The 23,505-nt window shown below is 44.3% G+C and carries 23 protein-coding genes; 5 read left to right on the top strand and 18 right to left on the bottom strand.

Features of this window, described 5'->3' with window-relative positions; all coding sequences use genetic code 11:
- Positions 1-25 precede the first annotated feature (25 nt).
- The 5 genes from ESB13_RS11235 to tgt all read right to left on the bottom strand — a co-directional run bounded on the left by ESB13_RS11235 (position 26) and on the right by tgt (position 4,844).
- The gene (locus ESB13_RS11235) at positions 26-430 is read right to left on the bottom strand and encodes a DUF2721 domain-containing protein (RefSeq protein WP_129003067.1); all 405 of its coding nucleotides are present in this window, start codon (positions 428-430) and stop codon (positions 26-28) included.
- A 3-nt stretch (positions 431-433) separates the two neighbouring features.
- Positions 434-850, bottom strand: a complete 417-nt coding sequence (locus ESB13_RS11240; RefSeq protein WP_129003068.1) for a DUF2721 domain-containing protein — start codon at positions 848-850, stop codon at positions 434-436.
- Positions 851-1,012: 162 nt separating this feature from the next.
- A complete protein-coding gene (locus tag ESB13_RS11245; RefSeq protein ID WP_129003069.1) occupies positions 1,013-2,347 on the bottom strand; it encodes a citrate (Si)-synthase, eukaryotic in 1,335 nt (444 codons plus the stop codon).
- A 217-nt stretch (positions 2,348-2,564) separates the two neighbouring features.
- The gene (locus ESB13_RS11250; RefSeq protein WP_129003070.1) at positions 2,565-3,656 is read right to left on the bottom strand and encodes an LptF/LptG family permease; all 1,092 of its coding nucleotides are present in this window, start codon (positions 3,654-3,656) and stop codon (positions 2,565-2,567) included.
- A gap of 48 nt (positions 3,657-3,704) precedes the next feature.
- The gene (tgt, locus tag ESB13_RS11255; protein ID WP_129003071.1) at positions 3,705-4,844 is read right to left on the bottom strand and encodes a tRNA guanosine(34) transglycosylase Tgt; all 1,140 of its coding nucleotides are present in this window, start codon (positions 4,842-4,844) and stop codon (positions 3,705-3,707) included.
- 59 nt (positions 4,845-4,903) lie between these two features.
- Here tgt and ESB13_RS11260 point away from each other — a divergent pair, with 59 nt between their 5' ends.
- Entirely contained in the window at positions 4,904-6,025 is a 1,122-nt protein-coding gene (locus tag ESB13_RS11260; protein WP_129003072.1) for a glycosyltransferase, read from the top strand.
- A 42-nt stretch (positions 6,026-6,067) separates the two neighbouring features.
- Positions 6,068-6,706: a 16S rRNA (guanine(527)-N(7))-methyltransferase RsmG gene (gene rsmG, locus ESB13_RS11265; RefSeq protein ID WP_129003073.1), complete on the top strand. Its 639-nt coding sequence runs from the start codon at positions 6,068-6,070 to the stop codon at positions 6,704-6,706.
- A 295-nt stretch (positions 6,707-7,001) separates the two neighbouring features.
- On the opposite strand, the gene ESB13_RS11270 is transcribed toward rsmG, so the two are convergent.
- Positions 7,002-8,096 (bottom strand): hypothetical protein, encoded by a 1,095-nt coding sequence (locus tag ESB13_RS11270; protein WP_129003074.1) that lies wholly within the window; start codon positions 8,094-8,096, stop codon positions 7,002-7,004.
- A gap of 17 nt (positions 8,097-8,113) precedes the next feature.
- Positions 8,114-8,914 (bottom strand): RNA polymerase sigma factor, encoded by an 801-nt coding sequence (locus tag ESB13_RS11275; RefSeq protein ID WP_129003075.1) that lies wholly within the window; start codon positions 8,912-8,914, stop codon positions 8,114-8,116.
- 474 nt (positions 8,915-9,388) lie between these two features.
- Here ESB13_RS11275 and ESB13_RS11280 point away from each other — a divergent pair, with 474 nt between their 5' ends.
- Positions 9,389-9,805: a hypothetical protein gene (locus ESB13_RS11280; RefSeq protein ID WP_129003076.1), complete on the top strand. Its 417-nt coding sequence runs from the start codon at positions 9,389-9,391 to the stop codon at positions 9,803-9,805.
- A gap of 127 nt (positions 9,806-9,932) precedes the next feature.
- On the opposite strand, the gene ESB13_RS11285 is transcribed toward ESB13_RS11280, so the two are convergent.
- A complete protein-coding gene (locus ESB13_RS11285) occupies positions 9,933-10,922 on the bottom strand; it encodes a PAS domain-containing protein (RefSeq protein ID WP_129003077.1) in 990 nt (329 codons plus the stop codon).
- A gap of 326 nt (positions 10,923-11,248) precedes the next feature.
- Here ESB13_RS11285 and ESB13_RS11290 point away from each other — a divergent pair, with 326 nt between their 5' ends.
- Positions 11,249-12,829 (top strand): ATP-binding protein, encoded by a 1,581-nt coding sequence (locus tag ESB13_RS11290; protein ID WP_164974174.1) that lies wholly within the window; start codon positions 11,249-11,251, stop codon positions 12,827-12,829.
- Positions 12,830-12,873: 44 nt separating this feature from the next.
- A complete protein-coding gene (locus ESB13_RS11295) occupies positions 12,874-14,136 on the top strand; it encodes a DUF418 domain-containing protein (protein WP_129003079.1) in 1,263 nt (420 codons plus the stop codon).
- 4 nt (positions 14,137-14,140) lie between these two features.
- On the opposite strand, the gene ESB13_RS11300 is transcribed toward ESB13_RS11295, so the two are convergent.
- The 10 genes from ESB13_RS11300 to ESB13_RS11345 all read right to left on the bottom strand — a co-directional run bounded on the left by ESB13_RS11300 (position 14,141) and on the right by ESB13_RS11345 (position 23,498).
- Positions 14,141-14,659, bottom strand: a complete 519-nt coding sequence (locus ESB13_RS11300) for a hypothetical protein (protein ID WP_129003080.1) — start codon at positions 14,657-14,659, stop codon at positions 14,141-14,143.
- A 67-nt stretch (positions 14,660-14,726) separates the two neighbouring features.
- On the bottom strand, positions 14,727-14,951 hold the full coding sequence (locus tag ESB13_RS11305) for a hypothetical protein (protein WP_129003081.1): 225 nt from the start codon (positions 14,949-14,951) through the stop codon (positions 14,727-14,729).
- A gap of 21 nt (positions 14,952-14,972) precedes the next feature.
- Positions 14,973-15,392 carry a DUF5675 family protein gene (locus ESB13_RS11310; protein ID WP_129003082.1) on the bottom strand — a complete coding sequence of 140 codons (420 nt, stop codon included), beginning with the start codon at positions 15,390-15,392 and terminating at the stop codon, positions 14,973-14,975.
- 1 nt (position 15,393) lies between these two features.
- The gene (locus tag ESB13_RS11315; protein ID WP_129003083.1) at positions 15,394-15,954 is read right to left on the bottom strand and encodes a hypothetical protein; all 561 of its coding nucleotides are present in this window, start codon (positions 15,952-15,954) and stop codon (positions 15,394-15,396) included.
- A 392-nt stretch (positions 15,955-16,346) separates the two neighbouring features.
- Positions 16,347-16,670, bottom strand: coding sequence for a LytR/AlgR family response regulator transcription factor (locus tag ESB13_RS11320; protein ID WP_129003084.1), 324 nt, complete (start codon positions 16,668-16,670; stop codon positions 16,347-16,349).
- 339 nt (positions 16,671-17,009) lie between these two features.
- On the bottom strand, positions 17,010-18,641 hold the full coding sequence (locus ESB13_RS11325; protein ID WP_129003085.1) for a hypothetical protein: 1,632 nt from the start codon (positions 18,639-18,641) through the stop codon (positions 17,010-17,012).
- Between the two features lie 24 nt (positions 18,642-18,665).
- Positions 18,666-19,376, bottom strand: coding sequence for a hypothetical protein (locus ESB13_RS11330; protein WP_129003086.1), 711 nt, complete (start codon positions 19,374-19,376; stop codon positions 18,666-18,668).
- 203 nt (positions 19,377-19,579) lie between these two features.
- Positions 19,580-21,052, bottom strand: a complete 1,473-nt coding sequence (locus ESB13_RS11335) for a capsule assembly Wzi family protein (protein ID WP_129003087.1) — start codon at positions 21,050-21,052, stop codon at positions 19,580-19,582.
- 134 nt (positions 21,053-21,186) lie between these two features.
- A complete protein-coding gene (locus ESB13_RS11340; protein WP_129003088.1) occupies positions 21,187-22,584 on the bottom strand; it encodes an undecaprenyl-phosphate glucose phosphotransferase in 1,398 nt (465 codons plus the stop codon).
- 152 nt (positions 22,585-22,736) lie between these two features.
- Entirely contained in the window at positions 22,737-23,498 is a 762-nt protein-coding gene (locus tag ESB13_RS11345; protein ID WP_129003089.1) for a WecB/TagA/CpsF family glycosyltransferase, read from the bottom strand.
- Positions 23,499-23,505: the final 7 nt, after the last annotated feature.

Raw genomic sequence — 23,505 nt, forward strand, 5'->3', positions numbered from 1 at the left:
AATGTGCTCAAAGCTACAATAAAGCCTAGAATGTTTTGAAAGCATCTTCTTCATCGTCGAGAGCCAGTTTAAGCGCTGCCGCGGAAAGGGTTATTTCACGGAACCCGAGGAAGAGGGCTATCATCATGAACACCATCCCAAACCAGAATGTGTATTGGGCAATATAACTTTCACCGATAAACAGGAGAAAGATACTGCAGATGCAAAGGAAGAAACTGCCCGTACCAAATGCCTGCATATTACGGATAAGGTGTAGCCTTTTACGGAGGTTTTCAATCTGCTCTATGATATGCGCAGACTTGTTTTCTTCATACTGCTTTTTTAATACGCGCGAGCGCAGTCCCAGCCGAAGGAACTTTTCGGTATATGCCAGCAGGATAAGTGACAACGCAGGAAAAAGCAAAATGGGAGTAGTGATGGTTATTTCCATAACTTATTTTTTTGCTTTGTCGCCAAGAATGATCTCTTCGAGGTCACTGAGTTCTATTTCGAGCGCATGTACGGATATCTGTGTTTCCCAGAACGATAACACCAGGGAGATCATGAGTAACAGGAGGCTGGCGCCAAATGCATATTTTGCAATAAGCATCTCTTCGTTGTACAGCAGCCACATCGACAATACGCAGATCAGGAATCCCATGATAGCACAGGCCTGCATGTTCCTGACAAGTATGATACGTTTACGCAGGTTGGAAATTTGCCCCAGGAGATTGGGATTACGGTTCTGGGCATATTGACTTTTAAGGCTGCGGATAAGATTGGCGAGCGCCAGGAACCTGTTTGTGTAAGCCAGCAGCAGCAGGGATATTGCCGGGAATAACAGGGCCGGGGTAGTGAGCGATAATTCCATTTCAGTAAAGTCTTCGTTTAATTACAATATTAATAAATGTACCCGTCCGGATATAGTGATTTTGGTCATTGGGCTAAAAATGAAAATCCCGGTTACAGAAAGCAACCGGGATCGTATCTATAAGTATATGAGCCTGTATTAACGGGATGTATTCCCGTACGTTTATTGGGTATCGCCCCAGATCTCTGCTTTACCGCCTAACCAGTCTTTTACCAGTTCGGTGGTCACAGATTTAGGACGTTCTATTGCAAGGCCAAGCGCCCGGTCCCAACAAAGACTGGCGAGTACGCCAAGTGCACGGCTTACACCAAAGAGCACTGTATAAAATTCGTATTCTACAAGTCCGTAGTGAACGAGCAATGCACCGCTATGCGCATCCACATTAGGCCATGGGTTTTTAACCTTGCCGAGCGACTGCAGGATTCCCGGAACCGTTTCATAGATATTCCAGACAGTTTGCACCAAAGGATCGTCTGGCATATGTTTTTTGCCAAATTCCATTTGAGCGGAGAAGCGCGGATCGGTTTTACGAAGTACAGCGTGGCCGTAACCCGGAACTACTTTGCCGGAAGCCAGTGTATCCTGTACATAGGTAGCGATCTGCTCTTTTGAAGGCAGTTCGGTACCCAGCGCTTCGCGCATTTCGAAGATCCATTTGATCACCTCCTGGTTGGCAAGGCCGTGAAGCGGACCTGCAAGGCCATTCATACCGGCAGCAAAAGCCAGGTAAGGATCGCTGAGTGCAGAGCCAACGAGGTGAGTGGCATGTGCAGAAACGTTACCACCTTCATGATCGGCATGAATGGTCATATAAAGACGCATGAGCTCATAGAAGCTCGGATCTTCATAACCCATCATATGTGCAAGGTTACCGGCCCAGTCTAACAAACCATCGGGCTGAATATGTTCTGCATTTTTATATTTCCTGCGATAAACATAAGCTGCGATACGTGGCAGACGTGCTATGAGGTCCATAGCGTCTTCGAACAGGTGTTCCCAATAGTCTTTTTTATTGATGCCTTTGGCGTAAGCACGGGCAAAATGGCTTTCGGTCTGAAGCGCCATAATTGCTGTTACAAACATGGTCATCGGGTGCGTATTAAGCGGCAGCGCATTGATGGTATCGAAAACGTGTTTCGGCACATGGCTTCTACGCATTAATACTGAAGTGAGATGATCTACATCGGCATCGGTAGGCAACTCGCCTATGAGCATAAGGTAGAACAGCCCTTCCGGCAGCGGCTCGTTACCACCGTTCTGCGCTTTGGGCAATTTTTGTTGTAATTCGGGGATTGAATATCCGCGGAAGCGAATACCTTCCTGTGCATCAAGCAAGCTGGTTTCTGTAACCAGACCTGTAATACCTCTCATACCCTGATAAACCTGGGCAAGGGTTACTTCTCCGATTGGTTTTGAACCATGCTCTTTCAACATTTCCTTGATCTCTGCACTGGCTGCTGCTGCTTTCGCTCTGAACCGGTCCTTGATAATTTCCATAGCTACAAAAGTTTAATTACTGGCAAGCTCGATCGAACCATTCCTATATGTTACAAATATGGATTAAAGATAAAGGAAGTTGAGAGATGGGACAAAAGTTTTTGAAAGAAATGAAAATAGACAATGGCGTCAAATTCTGGCACCGCAACTTACGATAACAGGCAGGAAACCGGCCGCTCCGGTCGTTATTTTGAAAGGAATACGCTTTAGAAACAGCCTATTTCTGTGCTTTTTTGAACAGATAGTAGGCCACACAGGAGAAGACTACGTTAGGAAGCCATGCGGCAATCAATGGCGGAAAGTTCCCTTTGGTAGAAAAGATGGTCGAAAAGCGGTCCATCAGGATAAATACAGCAGCCAGGATGAAACCGAGGGCCAGGTGCATACCACTGCCGCCACGGACTTTGCGGGTAGCTACAATGGCGCCGATAAGTGTTAAGATGATCACAGATACCGGCGTGGCATCACGGCGGTAAGATTCGATGATAAGAGAATTGAGCCCTTCAGTGCCACGCAGTTTATCGAGCTGGATCTGATGATTCAGTTCAGGAGTGGTCATTTTATCCTTTGCAAAGTCGTCGGATCGAAGGTCGGCGGGTTTAAAGTTGAAGTTCATGACTTTGACGCCCGATATCCAGACTTTTTCTTTCAAACCGTTGAGCTCTCTTTCTACTGCATTGTCAAGGGTCCATTTGCGAACAGCGGTATCCCAACGGATGGTTTCGGCCCTGAGGTTGTATACAACCTGGTTACCCTTCAGGCGGTGCATGAAAAAAGGCCCGCCCGATTTGCGGACGGTATCGTAGGTGTGTACGCCGGCATAGGTAAAGGAGTCGATACGGAAATAAAGCACCTTTTTCTTATCCGTCAGCGGGTTATAGCTGGAGTTACCGTTTACGTAAACATCTTCGAAATAGGTACGTTTTACTTCGGCACGGGGAATGACCAGCCTGTTTGCATACCAGAGGAGCGCCGCCAGCATTGTACCTGCAACGAAATAAGGTCTGAGCACTCTTCTAAAGCTAACGCCGGCAGCCAGAATGGCTACGATCTCACTTTTACCCGCCATTTTAGAGGTAAAAAATATTACGGCGATAAAAACGAAAAGCGGAAATAACAGGGCAATGATATGGGGAATAAAGGCGATGTAATAATCCATTACAATACGGCCAAAGCTCCAGCCACTCTTCACAAAGTCGTCGGTCTTCTCCCCTACGTCTACCACCACAGAGATAACCGCGAACAGAAAAATAGAAAAGAAAAAAGTAGTGAGGAATTTTTTAATGATATACCAGTCTAATTTCTTCATATACCTATGCGGAGCTCCGGGTGGTTTTGGCCAAAAGTAGGGAATAGTTTACAGTCTTTGCTTTAAATGGGGCACCATCTCGTTTTTCCAACTGTTAAAATCACCTGCCATAATATGTTTTCTGGCCTCGGTCACAAGCCAGAGATAGAAATTCAGATTGTGCATACTTGCTATTTGCAGGGCCAGGATCTCGTTCGCCACAAACAGGTGTCTCAAGTAAGCTTTTGTGTAAAAGCGGCTTGTTTCGTTAGACAGCCCTTCATCGATAGCAGAGAAATCGGAAGCCCATTTTTTATTACGGATGTTGATGACGCCCTGTGTCGTGAACAACATGCCATTGCGGCCGTTACGGGTTGGCATAACACAGTCGAACATATCAACGCCAAGTGCAATACCTTCAAGGATATTCCAGGGGGTACCCACTCCCATGAGGTAGCGCGGTTTATCGGCAGGCAGGTTTTCGCAGCAGAGTGCTGTGAATTCGTACATCATTTCTTCGGGTTCACCAACGGAGAGTCCTCCAATGGCATTACCTGCGGCATTCCGGGAGGCAATATATTCGCTGGAGGCTTTGCGAAGGTCTTTATAGGTGCTACCCTGTACTATCGGGAAGAGATTTTGGGTATAACCGTATTTGTCTGGCGTTTCGGAAAGACGCTTTATACAGCGATCGAGCCAGCGATGGGTGAGCTCCATGCTTTTGCGGGCATAAGCATATTCGCTCGGATAAGGCGGGCATTCATCGAAGGCCATAATAATATCGGCGCCAATGCTGCGCTGGATATCCATCACGTTCTCAGGAGTGAACATATGCCTGCTTCCGTCGATATGGGACTGAAACAGTGCGCCTTCTTCTGTTAATTTTCTTTTTTCGGCCAGGGAGAACACCTGGTAGCCGCCGCTGTCGGTAAGAATAGGCCGGTCCCATCCGTTGAAACGGTGCAGGCCACCTGCCGCCTCAAGCACTTCAGTACCCGGTCTCAGGTAGAGATGGTAAGTATTACCGAGGATGATCTGCGCCTGTACTTCGTGCTTTAATTGTTGCTGGGTCACAGCTTTAACGCTGCCAACGGTGCCAACAGGCATAAAGATGGGCGTTTGAATGACTCCATGGTCGGTAGTAATAGTACCTGCCCTTGCGGCGGAATGGGGATCTGTGGTTTCTAACCGGAACGATAATGCTGCCATAGTCGGCAAAAATACTAACGAAGCTTTCAACTAATCAACCATTCAGCTATTTTTGCGGGATGAATATTCCGCTCCTGGCCTGGACCTTCGTATTTGCCCTATTTTGCCTGATGACGGCCATCCAGTTATTTTATTATTTATTTTTCTTCCGGCGGCTGGCTGTTTACAAGCCCGCGCCAAAACTGCAATCGCAGGAGTACCCGGTATCTGTTATCATTTGCGCCCGTGACGAAGCGCATAATATCGTGAAGAACCTTCCGGGCATACTTGTACAGGATTATAAGACCACTCATGAAATCATTGTCGTGAACGACAATTCACAGGACGAGTCGAAATATTTGCTGGATGAGTTCAAGAAATCGTTTAAAAACCTTGTTCCAATAGATCTTACACAGGAAGCCAAAGGCATACCTGGCAAGAAATTCCCGTTGTCGATGGGTATCAAAACCGCCCGCTATGAGGTGGTGTTGCTTACGGATGCAGATTGCGTACCGGCAAGTGAGTTCTGGCTGCAGAAAATGCAGGAGGCTTACCGCCCGGGCGTCGATATTGTACTGGGATATGGCGCTTACTATAAAACACCCGGTATCCTAAACAAACTTATCAGGTTTGAAACCTTCCATTCGGCACTGCAATATTTCTCTTATGCGCTGGCCGGACATCCGTATATGGGTGTGGGACGGAATCTGTCGTATAAAAAGGCATTATTCTTCAATAACAAAGGATTTTCTTCGATCAACCAGATACCGGGTGGCGACGACGACCTGTTCATTAACAAGGTTGCCACTCCAACGAATACGGCTATTGTGATAGATCCGGACACCTATACCTTTAGTGCGCCGAAGAAAACATGGGATGAATGGTGGCATCAAAAGACCAGGCATTATTCCACTGCCCGTTATTACAAGCCCAAGTTCAAATGGCTGCTGGGGGCTTACTCGCTCTCTCATGCCCTGCTTTACCCGCTATTTATCGTATCGGCCATCACCTTCAACTGGTGGATGGCGTTATCGGTACTGGGCCTGCGTTATATAATACAAGGGATCATCTGGTATAAAGGCATGAAAAAGCTGAATGAACACGACCTGTGGCCAATGTACATCTTGTTTGACCTGTGGATGTTTGTGTATTACCTCGCATTTGTTCCTGCGCTGTGGAAGCGGCCAAAGAACAGGTGGTAGCAGGCTCCTGGAATAGTGGGAATGATATAAAATTTTAGCGTAATGGATATTGTACTAAAATATTTTGCAGATTTTACCGAAAAGCAGTTGCAGCAGTTTGCTGCGCTCGAAGGGTTGTATAAAGAGTGGAATGAACAGATAAACGTTATTTCGAGAAAGGATATTGACAGTTTATACCTGAAACACATTTTACATTCTTTGAGTATCGCTGCTGTCATTGATTTTAAGCCCGGCACAGAGGTCATTGATATTGGTACCGGGGGTGGTTTCCCGGGCATTCCGCTGGCTATTTTTTTCCCGGAGGTGAAGTTTCACCTTGCAGATAGTATTGCCAAGAAATTAAAGGTGGTGCAGGCGGTGGCTGATGCTATAGAGCTGAAAAATGTGACCGTTCAACATACACGTGCAGAAGAGATCAAAGGAAGAAAATTTGATTTTGCAGTATCACGTGCGGTAGCCCCGCTAAAAGACTTGTTACAATGGAGCAATCCAATCGTTCGTCGCGGTAACGGCCAGGAGCTTCCCAACGGTCTTATTTGTTTGAAGGGAGGTGATCTGGCGGCTGAAATATCGGAAAGCAGGGCGCGGCCTTATACTGTTCCCATAACGCAATTGTTTCCTGAGCCCGATTTTGAGCAAAAGTATCTGCTTCATGTCACCAAGGAAGCCAGTGGAAGGTAGCGCGTGAATGATTAAGTTGCCGGGGGGCAGCATAAAACTTTTAGCTGGCTGATCAGCCGGCTATTTTTTCCTTAATCCCATCTTTGCATACACCTTCAACAAATCAAAAGGTATTGTATGTACCTTTTAATATAACACTTGTGGTAAAGACTCAGCCGGAAGGCAAGGCTAACCGGTACCAGGTGCCGATGCCTTGTCAATGCCAGCATGTTGTATATACACTGTGTTATCAAAGGTATTTAGTGAGTGCCGATGAGGCCTCACCCTACGGCTGTACAAGCAGCCTCTAAACAGCTTATTCTTCTATGACAGCTATTCCGGCTTTTTTAGCCTTATAGCCGATTTTTTCTTTCAGGTTACTATAACTCCAGTTACGCAGGAGGAATCCATCTCCTTTCTGTTCCTCCTGTGCTTCTTTATCGTTGGTAAGCAGCAGCGTTGCTGCCTGATGTTTGATACAAAGATCGATAAGCCTGCGGCTGTAAACATGTAGTCTTTGATTGATATAATTGATCTCTGCATCTTTATATTTTTCTATGCTTTTGAGTTTGCGCTTTCTGCCTTTGCCCGAGCGGTTGAATGCTGCTCCTTTTTTCGTTCGTTCTATAGCTGCCTGGATAGCCAGGCGACGGTGCAGGAATTCTTCCTTGTTGCCGATGTAATACCTGCTTTTCTGCACTTTTACGACAATAGGGATTTCCAGGGACAAGGATGCTTCGGCTATTATATCGGGAAGCAGCGAATGGTGCTCCGGTTGCTGTTCAAATGCAACGAGCAGATAAATTTTGCCCTTACTGAGCTGGATATTGCTGGTGCATAGTTTTATGTCTTTAGCAACCAGCTTTTCGAGCAGCAGGCGTTTATCATGAAAGTCGCTGCCCAGATAAGTTCGAAAAGGAATTCCAAACAAAACAAAGCCAAAGTTACCATGCGCCTGAAGCTGCCTGAAATGCCTTATGTCTGAGGCCGCTACAGGGATAGGAATATCACGCTTATAATTACGCAGGGAGCGCAGCCCCTTAAAATAATCGAGACGCTCTTTTCTATAAAGACTTACCAGGCTGTTATTGAGACAGCTGAGAATGCTCATTGGCATTGTTCCCTTAAAATGCCTTGATAACACCTGGTAAGTAGAGTTGGTCCGGGAAGTTGTCAAGATCCCATTTTCATCTTTACGGATGTCGGTAAGTTTTACATGTACATTTTCGGTAAGGTAAAAGAACTCCTTTACCTGCTCCTGCAGGTAACAGTGCGTAAATATATAGTTAGCCGCCTTGCAACACATGCGTTGCCAATGATAGAGGGTGGCATACGTTTCTTTAAGGAAGGTATCGTCTTTACTATCGATGACGATTTGAACCTTCCTGGTGAGGATAATACTTTTTGACATAGGCTTTTATTTTTGATTCAAACGGCCATACCCATTTTGGTAAGGAGGGCGTGCGCTTCCACATATTTGCGCTGCACATACCCTTGTTCGAGATTCATTTTCTGTGCTATGGTAGCAAATCCCATTTTATGTTCAAGCCTGAGGCGATAGATATGGGTCATTTCCTGGTCGAGCGTGCCTGTAACAGGAATGATGATAGCCGGAGCCGCAGGCGGTTTCGCGTCTTTCTTTTTCCTGTTGATGATAGTTTTCAACTGCTCGAGACCTTTCTGCACCTCGGCATGAATAGCCATATTAGATGTAGCAAACCGGCGTGCGATAGCCTTATAAGAAAGCCCTTGCTTAAAATAAAGATCTATCATGGTTTGCCTGCCCGGAGCAAGGTAAGGAATGACCTTTTCGATAATTTCAATACGTTCTTCATCAAAGAAATGCGACAGCTCCTCTATTTCAGCTAATGCGTTGTGCTGATAGCTGCTATAGATCTCAACATTATCGGTATAGTAAATTTTTTGACGGAGGAATGCGTTACGGGGGTGCTTCATCCATTTGAGACAAAGCCAGGAAAGATTCATCTTCATGAAACAATAGAGGTGAAACATACTTTCCATTTTAGCACGCATATCCCAGGCTTTGATATAAGTTTCCTGGACCATGCTGGCGACGGTAAAATCATCGTCGATAAATTGTTTCCCATGATAAGTAAGGAGTTTGCAGGTATGATGGTGGATAAAAGCCAAAGCCTGCTCATCTCCCAGTTTAAAGCGTTCAAAACACAGGTAGTTTTCGGTGGTTTCCTGTAGTATGGCAATACTCATAGAATAGTTTTTTAAAACATACACCTGGAAGCTGTTCACGTTCAGGGGTATGCGCAAGACATCACTGCCCTGCAGGTTAAGCGGGGTGCGTAAGTACAATAAAAAACAAACGGGGAGATCTTAGAATGTGAGAAACCCACGTCCCGGACGCGAGCTACTCACATTTAAACCGCTCTGAACTACCTGAGAGAGTTGACAACGGTGGAGTAGCTCGCGCCCGGGACGCGAGTTTACGTAAACGAGTAAGTTTAACGCTCTCCTCTCGTTGTCGTGAAAGCTTCTCAGGTTTTCAGAACGAGACTCGAAGCGACTTCTTCAATTGTTACATTGAAGATCCGCAAAATATATTAATCAAAGAATGATTACTGATTAACTTTGTCAAAGATAGAAATAAAAAACAAGAAAGAAAAAATAAAGTTATTAACACAATCCAAATTGGATATTTTCAATATATAATCTATATATCAAACACTTATGGACAAATCACCAGTAGAAATAGGGTTAATAATCCAGGAATTGGCAGACAAATTACGATTACAGCGCAAAGATTTAGCTGAATGTTTAGGAGTAACTACCAACAACATACAAAAGCAGTACGAACGCCAGATGTTGAGTGTAGACAAAATGGAAAAGCTGTCGATACTAACGGGGATCAATTTATTTGACCTGTATTCCACCCAGGAGCCATTGCGGGCATTAAACGGAGAAGCGAAATGGCTTCGTCGTATTATACAACGTTTACAAAAACGTTTAGCGGAGAATGCGGAAGAGATAGAACGTTTAAAAGCGGAGCTGGGAGAAGTAAAAGAGTCAAGGTTCATCTACAAAACAGTGATCAAGAAGTATATCGGCGAAGAGGAGCTGGAAGAGAACAAAGACGAAAAGAAATAGAAAGGAATATATACTTATACTTAGGGAAGCCAGCCGGGGAGTGAACACGGGTTTAGTGAATTGCCTGCGCAGACCGGAGTATTGTGCCTTTTAAAAGTCAGGCAATAGTTTTCGGGGGAGGTTAGTATTAATCCGGGAGGCCAAGATCTTTAGTGGCGAGAACGATTTCGCGGGTGAGGGCATCGACCTGGGTTACACTTTCATATAAGGCTTCCATGAGGGAGTCGCCTTTCATACGTTCCGGAAAGTCCATTTTCATCAATTCAACGATGCCGAGGAGGTTAGCTACGGGGCGCCGCATTTTGTGAGACTGCATCCAGGCGATCTTGCGGAGACTTTCGTTCTGGGCACGGATGAGGTCATCGTTCACTTTGTGCCGGGTTACATCTTTGACGTAGCAGTTCACCCCCATTACATCGCCATCGGGGTTATAGACGGGATGGAAGTTAATTTCCATATGCATTGTATTGGCCTCCTGTGCCCAGCTTTCATTGAGCAGCAGGGCTTCGCCCTTAAGCGCCTTGGTATAGCTTTTTTGCCAGAGGTGGCGCATATTCAGCGGCACACGGGTATCGAGGAGATACTGTCCCTCTGTGGGATAAAAGCCGGCGAAGCTATGAAAGCAATGACGGAAGGCCCTGTTACCGAAAAGCATCTTCACATTGCGGTCGACAGACCAGATGAGATCATCGGAATGATCGATGAGCACGGCAAGGTTGGTTGCATCGGCGTGAACTTTATCGCGCAGTTGTTTCTGGCTGGTGATATCGCGCGAGTAGATGGCAAGGCCATCGGTAATAGGATATACTTTAAGGTAAAGCCATATTTTAGCAAAGGGGGCGTAGGATTCAAATTCAATTGCTTCCTGCTTTTCGAGGCAGTGCGTAAAATTCTTATAATAGTCGAATCCCTGCTGAAGCGAACCCGGAAAGAGATCCCAGATAGACTTACCAGTGATATCCCACCTGTTGACGCGATATAGTTTCTCAAAGGCCTTATTGACATAGGTGATCTGCCAATGCTGGTCGACACTTAAAAAATTGTCAGGAATGTTTTCCAGCATTTCAACCACCCTGAAAGAGGCAGGGTCACTATTATACAGTGCCTCATTGTTCATATGCAGTAGCAGATTAAATATTTTACGAATATACTTTTTTCGAGCGAACCGGGATGCGGCACACTAAATGTTGCAATTTTCATGAAAGAATGATTCATATATCTTATCTTACTTTACGTATGGAAGCTATCGTGAAATTGTGGCACCGACTGAACGAACTGATTGAAAACGAACCTCATCCGGTCAACCGGGCGCGAATCCGCACGTTAAGTCACGGGCTATTTATCTTATTGGGCGTATGCGCATCACTGGTTGTCATTTATTCAATCCAATTTCAGCCCCTGCTTGTTTCGCGTGCAATATTATATCTATTCGTATTTGGAGTAATGCTTTATCTGCTTCTTTTTAAAAGAGCGTGGCGACTGGTAGGGCATGTTTTCTTATGGTGCCTGTTGTCGGTAGTGATTTCGAACATGATCATCTACCGTAACGGGGTATCGCTGCTAACCATACAATACTGTTTACTTATTGTTTCCGGGGCTTTTTACGTACTTGGCGTCCGCTGGGGAATTATTTATGCGCTGCTGAGCATTTTGCCTGTTGTGGGCTATCTGTTATTGTGGCGTACCGGCACCCGTTTCTTTTTTGTTACCACTTCAGAGGTAAGCAGTGCAGGCTTTTTCCTTGTGCTGGTAACGAATTTCGTTATGCTGGTTTTGATCCATTACCATGTATTCAAATCGTTTTACCATATCCAGGAGCAGCAGAAGACCAACCAGGCGCGTTTGCTGGCGGCGATATTAACAGCAGGCGATGCGGCCCGGTCGCGGAACGATTTCTTATCCTCCATATCGCACGAATTGCGTACGCCGTTGAATGCGGTGATAGGCATGACGAACGTATTGCTGCTATCGTCGCCGCGCAAAGACCAGGAAGAGAACCTGTCGATACTCCAGTTTTCAGCAGAAAGTCTGCTGGCGCTTATCAACGACCTGCTCGATTTCAACAAAATAGATGCGGGCAAGGTGGAACTGGAAACACGTGCCTTTCAGCCCGCTCACCTCATGGAAGATATTTATGAAAGTTTTGCCATCAAGGCATCGGAGAAGCATTTAGCCTATGAGCTGGAAATGGATCCTGCGCTTAAAGATGTTCAGATAATGGGGGATCAGACGCGGCTGATGCAGATGCTGGTAAATTTAATATCCAACGCGTTAAAGTTCACTACTGAAGGGCGTGTAAATGTGAAGGCATCTGTAGTACGGGAGGAAGGCAACCGTATTGTGCTCCGCTTTGCAGTATCTGATACGGGTCCAGGTATTCCTGTCAATAAACAGCAGGTGATCTTTGAACCTTTTATGCAGGCTTCACCAACTGTATTGCGTCAACATGGCGGCACGGGGCTGGGGCTTCCTATTGTAAAGCGGCTGGCGGAACTGCACGACAGTAAAATTGAACTAAACAGTACCCCGGGGAAGGGTTCTGTATTCAGTTTTGAGATCAGTTACGAGCGTGCGGTTGCACTTGCACCAAGTACCGTGTCTGCTGCCATACAAGAGTTGCCTACGCATAACCTGCGGGTGCTGGTGGCGGAAGACAATGAGGTGAACGCGGTAGTCATGAAAAAGATACTGGAAAAGCTGGGCATCACACACACCATTGTGGGTAATGGCCTGGAGGCGCTAACCGCTATTGAACAACAGCAGTATAGTATTGTATTTATGGACATACATATGCCGGTAATGGATGGTCTTGAAGCGATACGAAGGATAAGGGAGCTGCCTGACCCCGTTAAAGCATCTATCCATATCATAGTACTGAGCGCGTCTGACGAAGGGTCGATCAGAGACTCGGATGTTTATCCTCTTATCAATGATATCCTGCCCAAGCCTTTCAGCTTACAGCATCTGCAGGACAAACTCAACCATTACATCGGAGGACAGGGAGGAAGGCGGGATCATACCTAATATAAAATACCGTTTGCAGGGCATGCCATATTATTCCCGGGAATATGACAAAAACCAGTTTTAAAACGATAAAAAAAAATGTATTTTGTTGTTTAAACGGAGAAAAATCAATGGCGCCCGCAGCTTCACAGAACTATCACGCCAATTCATTAGACATTTTAAAGGGGATAGGCCTCTTCGCGCTCTTGCTTATGAATTGCAACCGCTGGTTTGTAGCAGTACCCTTACCAGCAGATGTTTACGGATTACATAATAGCACTGCCGATATAGTCATTAGTCAATTTATAGACTATTTTATTTCGGGGCAATGGTATGGCTTCCTGGCATTTTTGCTTGGGGTTCAATTCTTCAATTCTTCGAAACGGGAGAGCAGGCAGCAGCGTACGGATTATTTCCGCCGCTACCTGATCCTGTTATTGATTGGTGTGTTACACCAGGTGATATGGACGGGGGATATACTTATCATTTATGCCCTGGCAGGTATGCTGGCGGTTTTACTGGAGAAAAAGGGCGCCAATGTTGCGCTTATGATAGGATTGTTGTGCTGCACCAACTTACCGGGCTTTTTCGCTTCCTTATTCTTACAACTGATACATGGCAAGCCACCAGAGCATTCTGCATCGGCAGCGGCGGAAAATGCCGGTTATATTTCGCAGCTGATGACCAACGGTGGTATCAAGCAATTCATTGCCTTCAATATCGATGGTATTGGCCCCAAGTATAAGTACAGTTTACTTACGGGGCAGCTTTTCAGAATAGTAGGTTTTTATGTATTGGGGTATTATGCCGGCAGGATCAATTTTATGCAGCAGGTGAAAGATAAAGCCCGTTTAACCGGGATCGTTTTCATGGGGTGCCTGTTCTGTTTCTTATCGCTTTTATACCTGCAGGCTTCGTTATTCGCCAAGCAAGGCAGTGACCTGGTATTGGATCCGGTGAGAGGAATGGTAAGCAATATGCAGTATGTTTTCGGGACTGCCTCTTATTTACTTGGGCTGCTATTGTTGTTGCAATTTTACCGGTTCCGGCAGGCGGTACAGGTTGTGGCGCCTTCGGGACATATATGGCTGAGCGCCTACTTATTCCAGACGCTGACAGGGCTGTTGCTGTTTTACCCGATAGGCTTTGGTTTGTATCCCGATACGGGGCCTCTGCAAAACCTGTTGATAGCGGTGGGGCTCTTCCTGCTGCAAATTGTGTTTGGGGCATTGTGGCTGCGTTATTTTTATTATGGTCCTGTTGAGTGGTTGTGGCGTTCGGGTGCTGCTTATCGCTGGCGAAGAATGAGACGGGCAGATACGAAATGATGGATCACATTGGTACCACTTTCACTTTGGTTTTTGGGGCGGGGGCGTTTGTTTTTGCTGCTGTAACCAACTGGTGTGCCCTATCCTCCAGTTGTTTTATGAACTCTGTTATGTTGGGGCAGTGGAACCATAGTTGCTTATTGCGGATGGCGGCCCATAATGAGAAGGCATCTTTCAGATAGTTATCGATGGCGGTTTCGTCTGTGCCGCTATAAAATGCTGCTGCTTTTGTGAGGAGTTGTGCAAGCGGCTTTGCAAGCGGGCGGTCTGCCTTGAATTTAAAACGATGCGCTGTATTGAATGCGGGTATGACATAATTCACATGGTTGGTTGCCGTGCGGAGCTGGTACAAGAAGTAAAGTGCACAAACGTACTCCCGTATACATTTAGCCAAGCCTCCATCCGTTTTACACGGCGTTTTGGGTATGGAGATAGTGACGTTGTAGGATCTGTCTATTTCAAGCAGGCGGATAAGGTCCTGCTGTGTCAGCCGTGCAAGTTTAGTGATATCGATATTAAGCATAAAAATTTGTTGAGGTGTATTTTGATAATGAACAACCGGGCAGAACAACTGCCCGGTTGTGCCAGGGTCATATTTCTACAGTTACCTGACTTACTGCTGCGGCCACACTACCTGCAACGGCAAGGTAGCCTGCGATGGTGGTGATAATGGCTGGCATTGCCACCGGCATTGTTAGTATTGCTGCGCTGGCGGCGGCGAACACCACTCCTATTGCTCTCAGTTTCCTGAAGAAAACGGGTGTGGGCGCCTGGGCCCTTTCGAGCACGGTTAGTTCATCGATATATTCCTGCATTGTTTCTTTTGTTTAAATTGTTTAAGTAATAGGGTTTGGCAACTGTATGGCTTTTATGGTAAGCCTTACAAAGTCGTCTTTGTCGAGTGCGGCATACACCAGTGTGCGCAGGTTCTTCAATGCTTCTTTTGAAGCTGTTCCCCTACCCGGGCCTGTAAGAGCGCTTACGGGCGCAATACAGCCTTTTAGTTCGGTGAGCGCATCATTAGCCGGGTGAATGAGGATGAGCTTGCGGCCGGGCACATCCATTACCTGCAGGTGTGCTTTAAAGCGGTTGCTATATCTTTTGTCGAGATAGTAGCTGTCTTCGGGTATACAGGAAGCATTGGGCTTATTGTTCTGCCATGGCAATTCAATTGTATAGCAGCAAAAGATGCCGTTTACCCGTAACACGCCGTTGGTACCCTGCGGCAGGTAGGTGCGCAATAATTCGAGCTCCATCCTATATTTCTTTATTTGCGTTGGTATGATGCCCGGGCAAATCGCTCACAACAGCGGTCACCTGAGAACCTACCAGTGAAGGATTTTTGACCTTTGCGATGTATTCCCAATCAAGGCCATTGGGCAAGGCAGTTGCCAAGCCTTCTTCAATAACGGTGTTGCCGTTTTTGATGGAGACCTTTATTTTGCTGACTTTGACATCATCGATAGCCTGTATGAGGATCTTACTGCCGATTTCGCCGGTATAGGCGGAGACATCGAGGAGCCTGATCTCGGGGAGGACGTAGAAGTCGGCAGTGGCTACGTTGAAGGCCGACTGGTTGGGTTTGGCCTTGAGTTGGTACAGGGCTTTAATTGTTTCGTTGAGAACGGCGGCCCTGGCATAAGTCACTGCATCGGAAAAGAGCTGGCGCACGTTAAGCTGGTCTTCGGTAGGCGGTATGTTGGTTTTTCTTGGACGGGTTGCGACTATTGTTTTGTCGCCTCTTGTTCTGAAGACCAACATGCGGCCTAAAAGTCCGCTAAGACCTGACGTAACGATATTACCTTTTGATTCTGCCATTTTAAATAGTTTTTATAAGTTGATGATTGCAATTGCCGACGTTGCGGAGAACAATTGCGGGGACGCTCCTCCCGCAGTTGTTGAGCGTGCTGCTCCGTTTGCGTTGGACAGTGCAATAGTACACCGGCGGTAAGGGGAAAAAAGTGCGGCTGGCGCGGAAGGGGCTTTTCGTTCCGTGAAAGGGTGGAATGCCGGCGCGAATGGCTAAAACCGGGGTGGAGGTATTGTGGGAGGCCGATGACAGGTTAACGGAGGGTTTGCTAAAAAAACGGAGATTTTTAAAGATGCTCTTAGGAAGCTTTAAAGAAGCTTTAAGGATGCTTTGAGGCATACCTGGGCATATTGTCCGTTTTTTTAGCAAAAACTTCTGGCCCGCTAATTTTATTAGCAGATCAGGATAGCAATGTTATTTGATCGAAGAACGCTTTGCGGTAGGAATCGCTTATGGGAAGGTTTTTATCGTGGATGGTCACCCAATAATGTTCTACAAGGGTGAGATGGGCAAAGGAAATAATATAGCTGCGGTGGATGCGGCAGAACCCTTTGCCGTTAAGCATGGCAGCGAGTTGATCCATCGAGCGTTTCGTATGATAGGTTCGTGATTCTGTAACTATTTTCCTGTAATCTCTTCCTCCTTCGATATAAATGAGTTGTGATCTCAAGATCTTTTTATGACGTCCTCCATCCAGTGGAACGAACAAATATTCATCATCCATGCCTGGTTGTTTATAGGTATGCGGGGGCGTTATAGTGGCGATAACCCTGGAGGTCGATCATCACTATTCCCGTAATAGATAGGCTGAATGGGGGGCGTTGCAGGTACTACTGCTCAAGTTTTTATGACATGGAGCAGGAAGATAGAAAGCAGCGTTGCGGGTTTGGAGACGGGGTGGGTTGAAATTTTCATGGCATTGCTTTGGAATGAAATTATTATTTAAAGATAATTATTTATATATGAAAAAACAATTATAAAAAAGAACAGGGTATATTCTTTTATGAATATACCCTGTTTAAGTTATACGTACAGATGAAGTACGGATTGAAAAACGGGATTTTTATGGACAGAAGGAGCTGCCGTTGTTGATGATGTGGACGCTATCGAGGAAGGAGACGCCCGTTTGGATAAGCACATTTTTTCTCCCTACTTGTTTACCTCCGTAGTTGCCAAAAAGATCATAACGTTGCCCCGGTGTCAATAATGTAGTAGTTACTGCGCTATTAACTATAAGGCCAAGGATACGAAGCTGATCATTCGTCCCCGATTTTTTATAATAGACTTCTGCGTCATTAGGGGGTAAATAGCGTTTAGAGTTATCGTTAGGACAAACTGCGTAGCCTGTACCTTTTAAATAATTAGCACCAACATAGCTGATATTCATTGTTGAAGATCCAGCCGTGCAGAGATTTAAAGACGCTGTTCCAACCGATGCCCCACGATTTTTATAATCGGACAACAGGTAATGATCATAATCAACACGAGACACAGTAACACTTACATTGCCACTAGGAAGGTTTTTCAGTTGAATGCTATCTTTATCGTGAATGGCGAAATACTGCGAAAAGATGGGGGCAGGATTATTACCAAGCCCAGAAGGGTAAACATCTACAATAAATACATCAGAACTCTCATTACTAATTCCAGGAGCATTAAATACCAGGTAAGGAGCTGTACTGCATGGAGTAACAGTACCAGATGGCACACAAACCGCAAAAGTAGTCAGGTGATTAGTCGTGAAGCTGGCTACAAGCTTTCCCCCAACTGTAGCAGCAGTAGCCGTTTTTTCAAATTGCCAGAGACCTGTTTGTACCTGGTAGCTATAAACATTCAAGGCATCTCCGGCTTTCACCAGCGCGTTGGTACTTGGATTAAAGGTATTGGGATTAAGCGCTATTTCAACCGGTACAAGTGTACTGAAATTCCTCACTTCAGTGTTATTAACACTCATATTAATTGTAGCAAACCCAGCCGGCAAGAAAAATACCTGGCCTCCTGAAACACCTTGCACATTATACTGTACTTGTCCGCCCGGAAAAGCTTGCATCGCTTTCTGCTGCGCCGGATCAAAAGCAGCCACAACCACATTCACCGTAGATCCATTAATAACTGTATTATTTGCATCTCTCAATTGAGTTCCAGTAGGTACGGTAATGCTTGCAGTTACGCTGGTATTTGCGTCTGTAGTAGTAGCAGCAGTTATTGGTGTAGTTACAGTACCTGCCGAAATAGAAGCGGTAGGTTGCACAACTTTTACCCCGGCAGGCGTATTATTTAAGTTGATCATTGAAACTACAAAGTTTTGGTTATTACTGCCAGATGTAAAAGTTACAGGCGTATTTACCGCAAGGTAGTTTGCAGCAGATGATTTTAAGTTGAAAGACAAGGAATTACTTGTTGGATCAAATTTTGGATCAACCCCAACAGTAAGTAGTCCGGCAGAAGAAACCTGAAGTTGCTTGGTTCCCGAATAGTCATAGATAACGGCAGCATTAGTGCCATCAAGTGCAACCGCCAAACCTGCCGGAACAGCGCCTGTTTGCGCATCTACAAACTGAACAGTTGCTTTGTAATTAATAATATTAGAACTGATATTTACAACAAAATCTTTTGTTGGCTTCGTGCAACACCATGTAATAATGCTAACCGATACAATCAAAACGGCTGCACCTATAGAGTAAAATCTTTTCATAAGATACAATGTTATTAAGATAGGCTAATACGAATAAAAACTGTAACGGAGTGATACTTGCAAGACTGGTAACCAGCGGTAATTCTTTACATTTTCCCGAAAATGCTCTTCATTGTAGCTATTATTTTCAAAAAGAACAGTTCCGGTTAATGTAGCATCGGGCTTAGGCATATAATAAGTTCCCAAGTCTACTGCCAGAGAAAGCGGGCTTTCTCCTTCGCGAAACCTAAACAGCCAGCCTGCACCAAGGTAAGGAGCCCATCCTTTCCATTTAATATTTCCCTGCATAGTCCCCAACTGATCTCCCGTAAGGTTTATATCACCATACTTATAATTACCGGAAGGTTTAACTGTAGCCTCACCCTGTGCATTGAAGAAATAGCCCACACCTGGCGTTATTCTAAGTCCCAAGTCCATGAAAGGGTAATAATCCACCATCAAGTGCGCGTTTGCAAAACTTTTTGTTTTAAGTTTCACGTCTGTGTCTACGTCTCCAAAGACGCTACCGTATTTGTAAGAAAAAGGCAAATAACTACCTCCCAGCCTAACAGACCAACCAGGAAGTATGGATTGAGTAAAGTCAAGTCCCAAACCTTGCGTTCCTGCTGTCAGGCCAAGTGCTTTAGGACGTGTAAATAACGGGCCATAATAATCATCATCGTATTGCGCCGTTACACGGCTACTGGCCCCCAGGCATAACAATAATAGGAGTGAGAACAAGGTCTTACGGTTCATTGGACATTAGTTTATAATAGGTACAAAAACGTGCTATTCGCCACCCTTTATTTAAGGGATAGGATAAAAATAAGACAAGCAATAGTTTTGTATCGTGGGATAGTCTAGTGGGCGTTTTTCCTATCCAAAGAACAAATACAAGATATGCTAATATTTCCAGATTGCAAAGGAAATCTAAAAATTTCGAACTACAGCTTAAAACATCAAAATAATTTCTTACGTAACGAAAAAATTATACCAGCGGTAGATGGCAGCAGCTGCCCTATGTCAACTGCTGTTTTAACACCAACTTCTACATTCCCGGCCAATGGCTTGACATATTCAATGTAACCGGAGAACTGCTCCACCTCCTTAAAATAAGGGGGTGGGCCTATATAACGAGAACTGCCCCGGGAAGAGCCGAACTGGCTGGAAGCATAGGTGCCATAATTCCTGGAAGCACTTAATAAGATTCTGCAATAAGCCTTATCAACCGATAGCTCTATACCGGCATGCAAAGCTGCAACCCTGTTGTTTATGAAAAACTGGTCTGGTCTTGATACCTGCCCTGGCCTGGACATGTAAACCGGCGTAATAAAAGGATTACCCAGGGCCATTGCTCTATAAGACCATCCATCCGGGTACAGATAATTATTATAATAATCTTCGTCACCGGATGGAGTAATACGAGCGTTCACTTCGCCGCCCTGGCTCTTAGAGTAAAAAAATTCAATAAGAAATTTTTTCCATGCAATTTTTTCAGCCGCCAGGCATTTATTGCTGATAACCGCGCCGGTAAGACCATCCTGGATATTAGTAAGATGAAACAATGCCCCTACATCATAAAATTGCTGCCTATAAATACAAAGGGATATGTTTTTTAAATCAATGAAGAACCTACCATCAACTGACCCAACATGGTTACCCACTTTAGAAGAGAGGATACTATTATGCCCAAAGGGAATACCAGTTACAATGTAGAGATATGTTTTCCAGACAGGGAGTGTATAGTCAGGACCAAAAATCGCCTTTTCATTTCCCCAAAATACCTCGTGGGTTATTCCGCCTTCAAAGGTTATTTTTTGGCTTGGCTTGCCTAATCTGATATAAACATCCTGGTGATGATAATACGTTTGGGCTTGGGAGACATGAAACCCGGCAGCAACCGGAGTATTCCCTAGATACCCTGCGCCATAAGCAGTTTTAATTGCGACAAATCCCTTAAAAAGATTTAAGTAATCAATAGAAAGCCTTGCCTGAGGAATGCCTAACGCATTACCGGAAATAGAAAAGGCTCCAGAGGACAAAGAAGAATCAACCAACCCTGATTGACTGCTCCAGCGTCCAAGTGTTATTTCAAACTTCCGCTGTCTGAATTTTACATATGCCTCTGTCAATTGCGCTTCCCTTTCGCCCCTAATAGTTGACATAAAACACGCCTGGACCTTAAATGCCCAAACAGGCCCAGAGCGTAAGGCGATAGAATCATATTCCTTCTGAATTTTTGTAATTAAGCCCAGTGAGCCGCGAGGAAGTTGTAAATTACCATAGTTAACACTTTTCAACCATAAAGGTGGCTGGCTATTGCTGGTAAAAGAAGTAAAAAGAGAGACGGTTCCGTGAATATTATCTTTTTGAGAGAATGCTGTAACAGGAAGAACGAATAGAACAACGCCTCGGAGTAAGCGGGAGTTCATTTATCAGGGATTTAGGATTAATAAGCAGTCTTTAATTATTTACATAGCTATAGCTTAGCAAAAAAGAAGCTTTCGTAAACGAAAGCTTCTTGATACATAAATAAAAACTTGAACACCCTGCTGCTATAACAGTATCAATAAGCTGTTTCTTCGCCTTTGAAAATATTTATGACAGTCATAAATATTATTTTGATATCTAACATGAGCGACCAATTCTCCATATACCAAATATCATGCTCTACACGCTTTTCCATTAATTTGGGATCGCGCGTTTCCCCCCTGTATCCCTTTACCTGCGCCCAACCAGTAATTCCAGGTTTCAAGAACTGGCGAACCATATATCTGTTAATGATAGCGCTATATTGCTCTGTATGCTTGAGCATATGAGGCCGTGGGCCAACGATGCTCATATCTCCCATAAACACATTAAAAAATTGTGGGAATTCGTCTAAACTGGTTTTACGAAGAAATGCGCCGATTTTGGTAATTCTTTTATCGCCTTTAGATGCTTGTATTGCAGCATCAGGATTATCTATCCTCATACTACGAAACTTGTAACACCAAAATGGCTGGTTGTTTTTTCCTGAACGCAATTGTTTGAAGAACACAGGACCTCTGGAACTCAACTTAATTAAAATAGCTATGATGGGCACTAACCAGGATAAAACCAAAACAATTGCTAATCCACTTATAACAACATCAAATATCTTCTTTTTGGCTCTTGCTCCCCAATCTTGTAATGGTTCAGCCTGTAAACTTATTACAGGCATATTGTCTACATATTCAATATGGTGAATTTTGCGATTATCGTGTTTAAAATCGCCAACAAATTTAACACGAACACAATTCCTTTCTGCTACTTGCAACAATTCTCCTATCTGGTTATGCTGGTGTGGCAGGATTGTAGAATACACTTCCCTAATTCCATTCTCGACAGCGAAATCAATACATTTCTTGATAGAACCTACAATTTTTCCATCCTGATTTACTGCCAGAGAATTTTCCTCAATATCGTCGAAATAACCTTCGAAAGAATACATGCTCCGCTTTTCCCCAAAAAATTGGGCTAGTCTTACAGCAATCTCATTGTATCCTATAATGGCTGTTTTTTCTTGTAGTTTTGCCTTATCAATAATAAACTCTACGATGTAGGTGAGAAGAAAGCGACTAACAATAAAGAAGCATGTAAGCAAAACCAAAAATACCAACAAAAAGCTTTTATAGAACTCTGTCTCGTTTTTACAAAGGAGCACGATTGCAAAAAAGCTAATATGAACAATAGCAGTCTTCCACGTTTGCCTAAAAACATTTTCCAGGCTGCTTAGAGTTGCATTTTTGTAAAGATTTAAAAATGTTGCAGATAATAACCAACAAAAGTTGAACAACAAGAAATTTAGTATTCCGAAATGGTTATCTAGTCCCGGATGTGAAGATCTTAAGAAAAAATAGCTGAGAATCCATGAACCGTTTACAATAATAAAATCCGAGGTCATTAAAGTACTCCGGAGCAGGTATTTAAAACGCGTTCCCATTGAATGCTGGTTTTGTTAGGACATTAGTTATTTAAACAGCCGAAACCATTAGTAAATGATCTCAAATGGCAAACACATCAAAAATGTAGAATTCAATTAGTGGGGCGTTATTACACGAAGATACTAAAAGTTAAATATTTACCAAATGTATTTTATTTTTTCTTACTAACAAGCATGAGCTTAATCTTTTGCCCCGCCAATAGCATAACGTAACTTGAATTGGTAACCAGATAACGTCTAAACAGGCGTTTCGGTTCTTGTATAAGCCTATAAGACCACTCAAGACTATATTTTTGCATCCATTTTGGCGCCCTCTTTTGTTCACCAATTAATACTGGCAGTGCCCCACCAATACCAAGCATGACTGCCGGAATCTTTCCCTTCATTTCATACATCCATTTTTCTTGTTTAGGGCAACCTAACACAACAAATACAATCTGCGCACCAGACTCCTGAATTATATTGGCAACCTCATTTTTTTCTTCATCCTTTAAGGGACGAAAAGGTGGAGAATATAATCCGGCCACCTGCAGTTTCGGAAAATTAGTCTTTATATAGGCTCTGGTTTTTTCCAACATCTGGTCGGAGCCTCCATAAAAAAATACAGACAATCCAATATCCTGTGCACTTTTTAACAGATCCGGCAAAAGATCCATACCGGCAACCCTATCCTGGTCAATTCCGTACAATAATTTTAAAGCTTTGGCTAAGGGCATGCCATCAGGAGTTACAATATCTGCTGCCAACAGCGCTCTTCGGAAGGCTTTATCATTCTTTGCTTCTATTAACATATGCACATTAGCTACACAAACGTAACTCGACTGACGTTTTTTTGCCAAATCAAGGATATTGTCTATAAAAGTTTGATAAGGGCCTAAAGTGATTTTTAAGCTTAAATGTTTTTGTTTATGCATGCCCACG

Origin of the sequence: Filimonas effusa (assembly GCF_004118675.1) — a bacterium.
Classification (GTDB): domain Bacteria; phylum Bacteroidota; class Bacteroidia; order Chitinophagales; family Chitinophagaceae; genus Filimonas; species Filimonas effusa.

Coding starts and splice junctions, on each gene's coding strand:
- ESB13_RS11345 (WP_129003089.1), bottom strand. CDS start 23,498: ATGCATAAACAAAAACATTTAAGCTTAAAAATCACTTTAGGCCCTTAT.
- rsmG (WP_129003073.1), top strand. CDS start 6,068: ATGGATATTGTACTAAAATATTTTGCAGATTTTACCGAAAAGCAGTTG.
- ESB13_RS11305 (WP_129003081.1), bottom strand. CDS start 14,951: ATGCAGGAATATATCGATGAACTAACCGTGCTCGAAAGGGCCCAGGCG.
- ESB13_RS11300 (WP_129003080.1), bottom strand. CDS start 14,659: ATGCTTAATATCGATATCACTAAACTTGCACGGCTGACACAGCAGGAC.
- ESB13_RS11330 (WP_129003086.1), bottom strand. CDS start 19,376: ATGAACCGTAAGACCTTGTTCTCACTCCTATTATTGTTATGCCTGGGG.
- ESB13_RS11320 (WP_129003084.1), bottom strand. CDS start 16,670: ATGGATGATGAATATTTGTTCGTTCCACTGGATGGAGGACGTCATAAA.
- ESB13_RS11245 (WP_129003069.1), bottom strand. CDS start 2,347: ATGGAAATTATCAAGGACCGGTTCAGAGCGAAAGCAGCAGCAGCCAGT.
- ESB13_RS11275 (WP_129003075.1), bottom strand. CDS start 8,914: ATGAGTATTGCCATACTACAGGAAACCACCGAAAACTACCTGTGTTTT.
- ESB13_RS11280 (WP_129003076.1), top strand. CDS start 9,389: ATGGACAAATCACCAGTAGAAATAGGGTTAATAATCCAGGAATTGGCA.
- ESB13_RS11340 (WP_129003088.1), bottom strand. CDS start 22,584: ATGGGAACGCGTTTTAAATACCTGCTCCGGAGTACTTTAATGACCTCG.
- ESB13_RS11315 (WP_129003083.1), bottom strand. CDS start 15,954: ATGGCAGAATCAAAAGGTAATATCGTTACGTCAGGTCTTAGCGGACTT.
- ESB13_RS11290 (WP_164974174.1), top strand. CDS start 11,249: ATGCTTTATCTGCTTCTTTTTAAAAGAGCGTGGCGACTGGTAGGGCAT.
- ESB13_RS11240 (WP_129003068.1), bottom strand. CDS start 850: ATGGAATTATCGCTCACTACCCCGGCCCTGTTATTCCCGGCAATATCC.
- ESB13_RS11270 (WP_129003074.1), bottom strand. CDS start 8,096: ATGTCAAAAAGTATTATCCTCACCAGGAAGGTTCAAATCGTCATCGAT.
- ESB13_RS11295 (WP_129003079.1), top strand. CDS start 12,874: ATGACAAAAACCAGTTTTAAAACGATAAAAAAAAATGTATTTTGTTGT.
- ESB13_RS11235 (WP_129003067.1), bottom strand. CDS start 430: ATGGAAATAACCATCACTACTCCCATTTTGCTTTTTCCTGCGTTGTCA.
- ESB13_RS11260 (WP_129003072.1), top strand. CDS start 4,904: ATGAATATTCCGCTCCTGGCCTGGACCTTCGTATTTGCCCTATTTTGC.
- ESB13_RS11310 (WP_129003082.1), bottom strand. CDS start 15,392: ATGGAGCTCGAATTATTGCGCACCTACCTGCCGCAGGGTACCAACGGC.
- ESB13_RS11250 (WP_129003070.1), bottom strand. CDS start 3,656: ATGAAGAAATTAGACTGGTATATCATTAAAAAATTCCTCACTACTTTT.
- ESB13_RS11335 (WP_129003087.1), bottom strand. CDS start 21,052: ATGAACTCCCGCTTACTCCGAGGCGTTGTTCTATTCGTTCTTCCTGTT.
- ESB13_RS11325 (WP_129003085.1), bottom strand. CDS start 18,641: ATGAAAAGATTTTACTCTATAGGTGCAGCCGTTTTGATTGTATCGGTT.
- ESB13_RS11285 (WP_129003077.1), bottom strand. CDS start 10,922: ATGAACAATGAGGCACTGTATAATAGTGACCCTGCCTCTTTCAGGGTG.
- tgt (WP_129003071.1), bottom strand. CDS start 4,844: ATGGCAGCATTATCGTTCCGGTTAGAAACCACAGATCCCCATTCCGCC.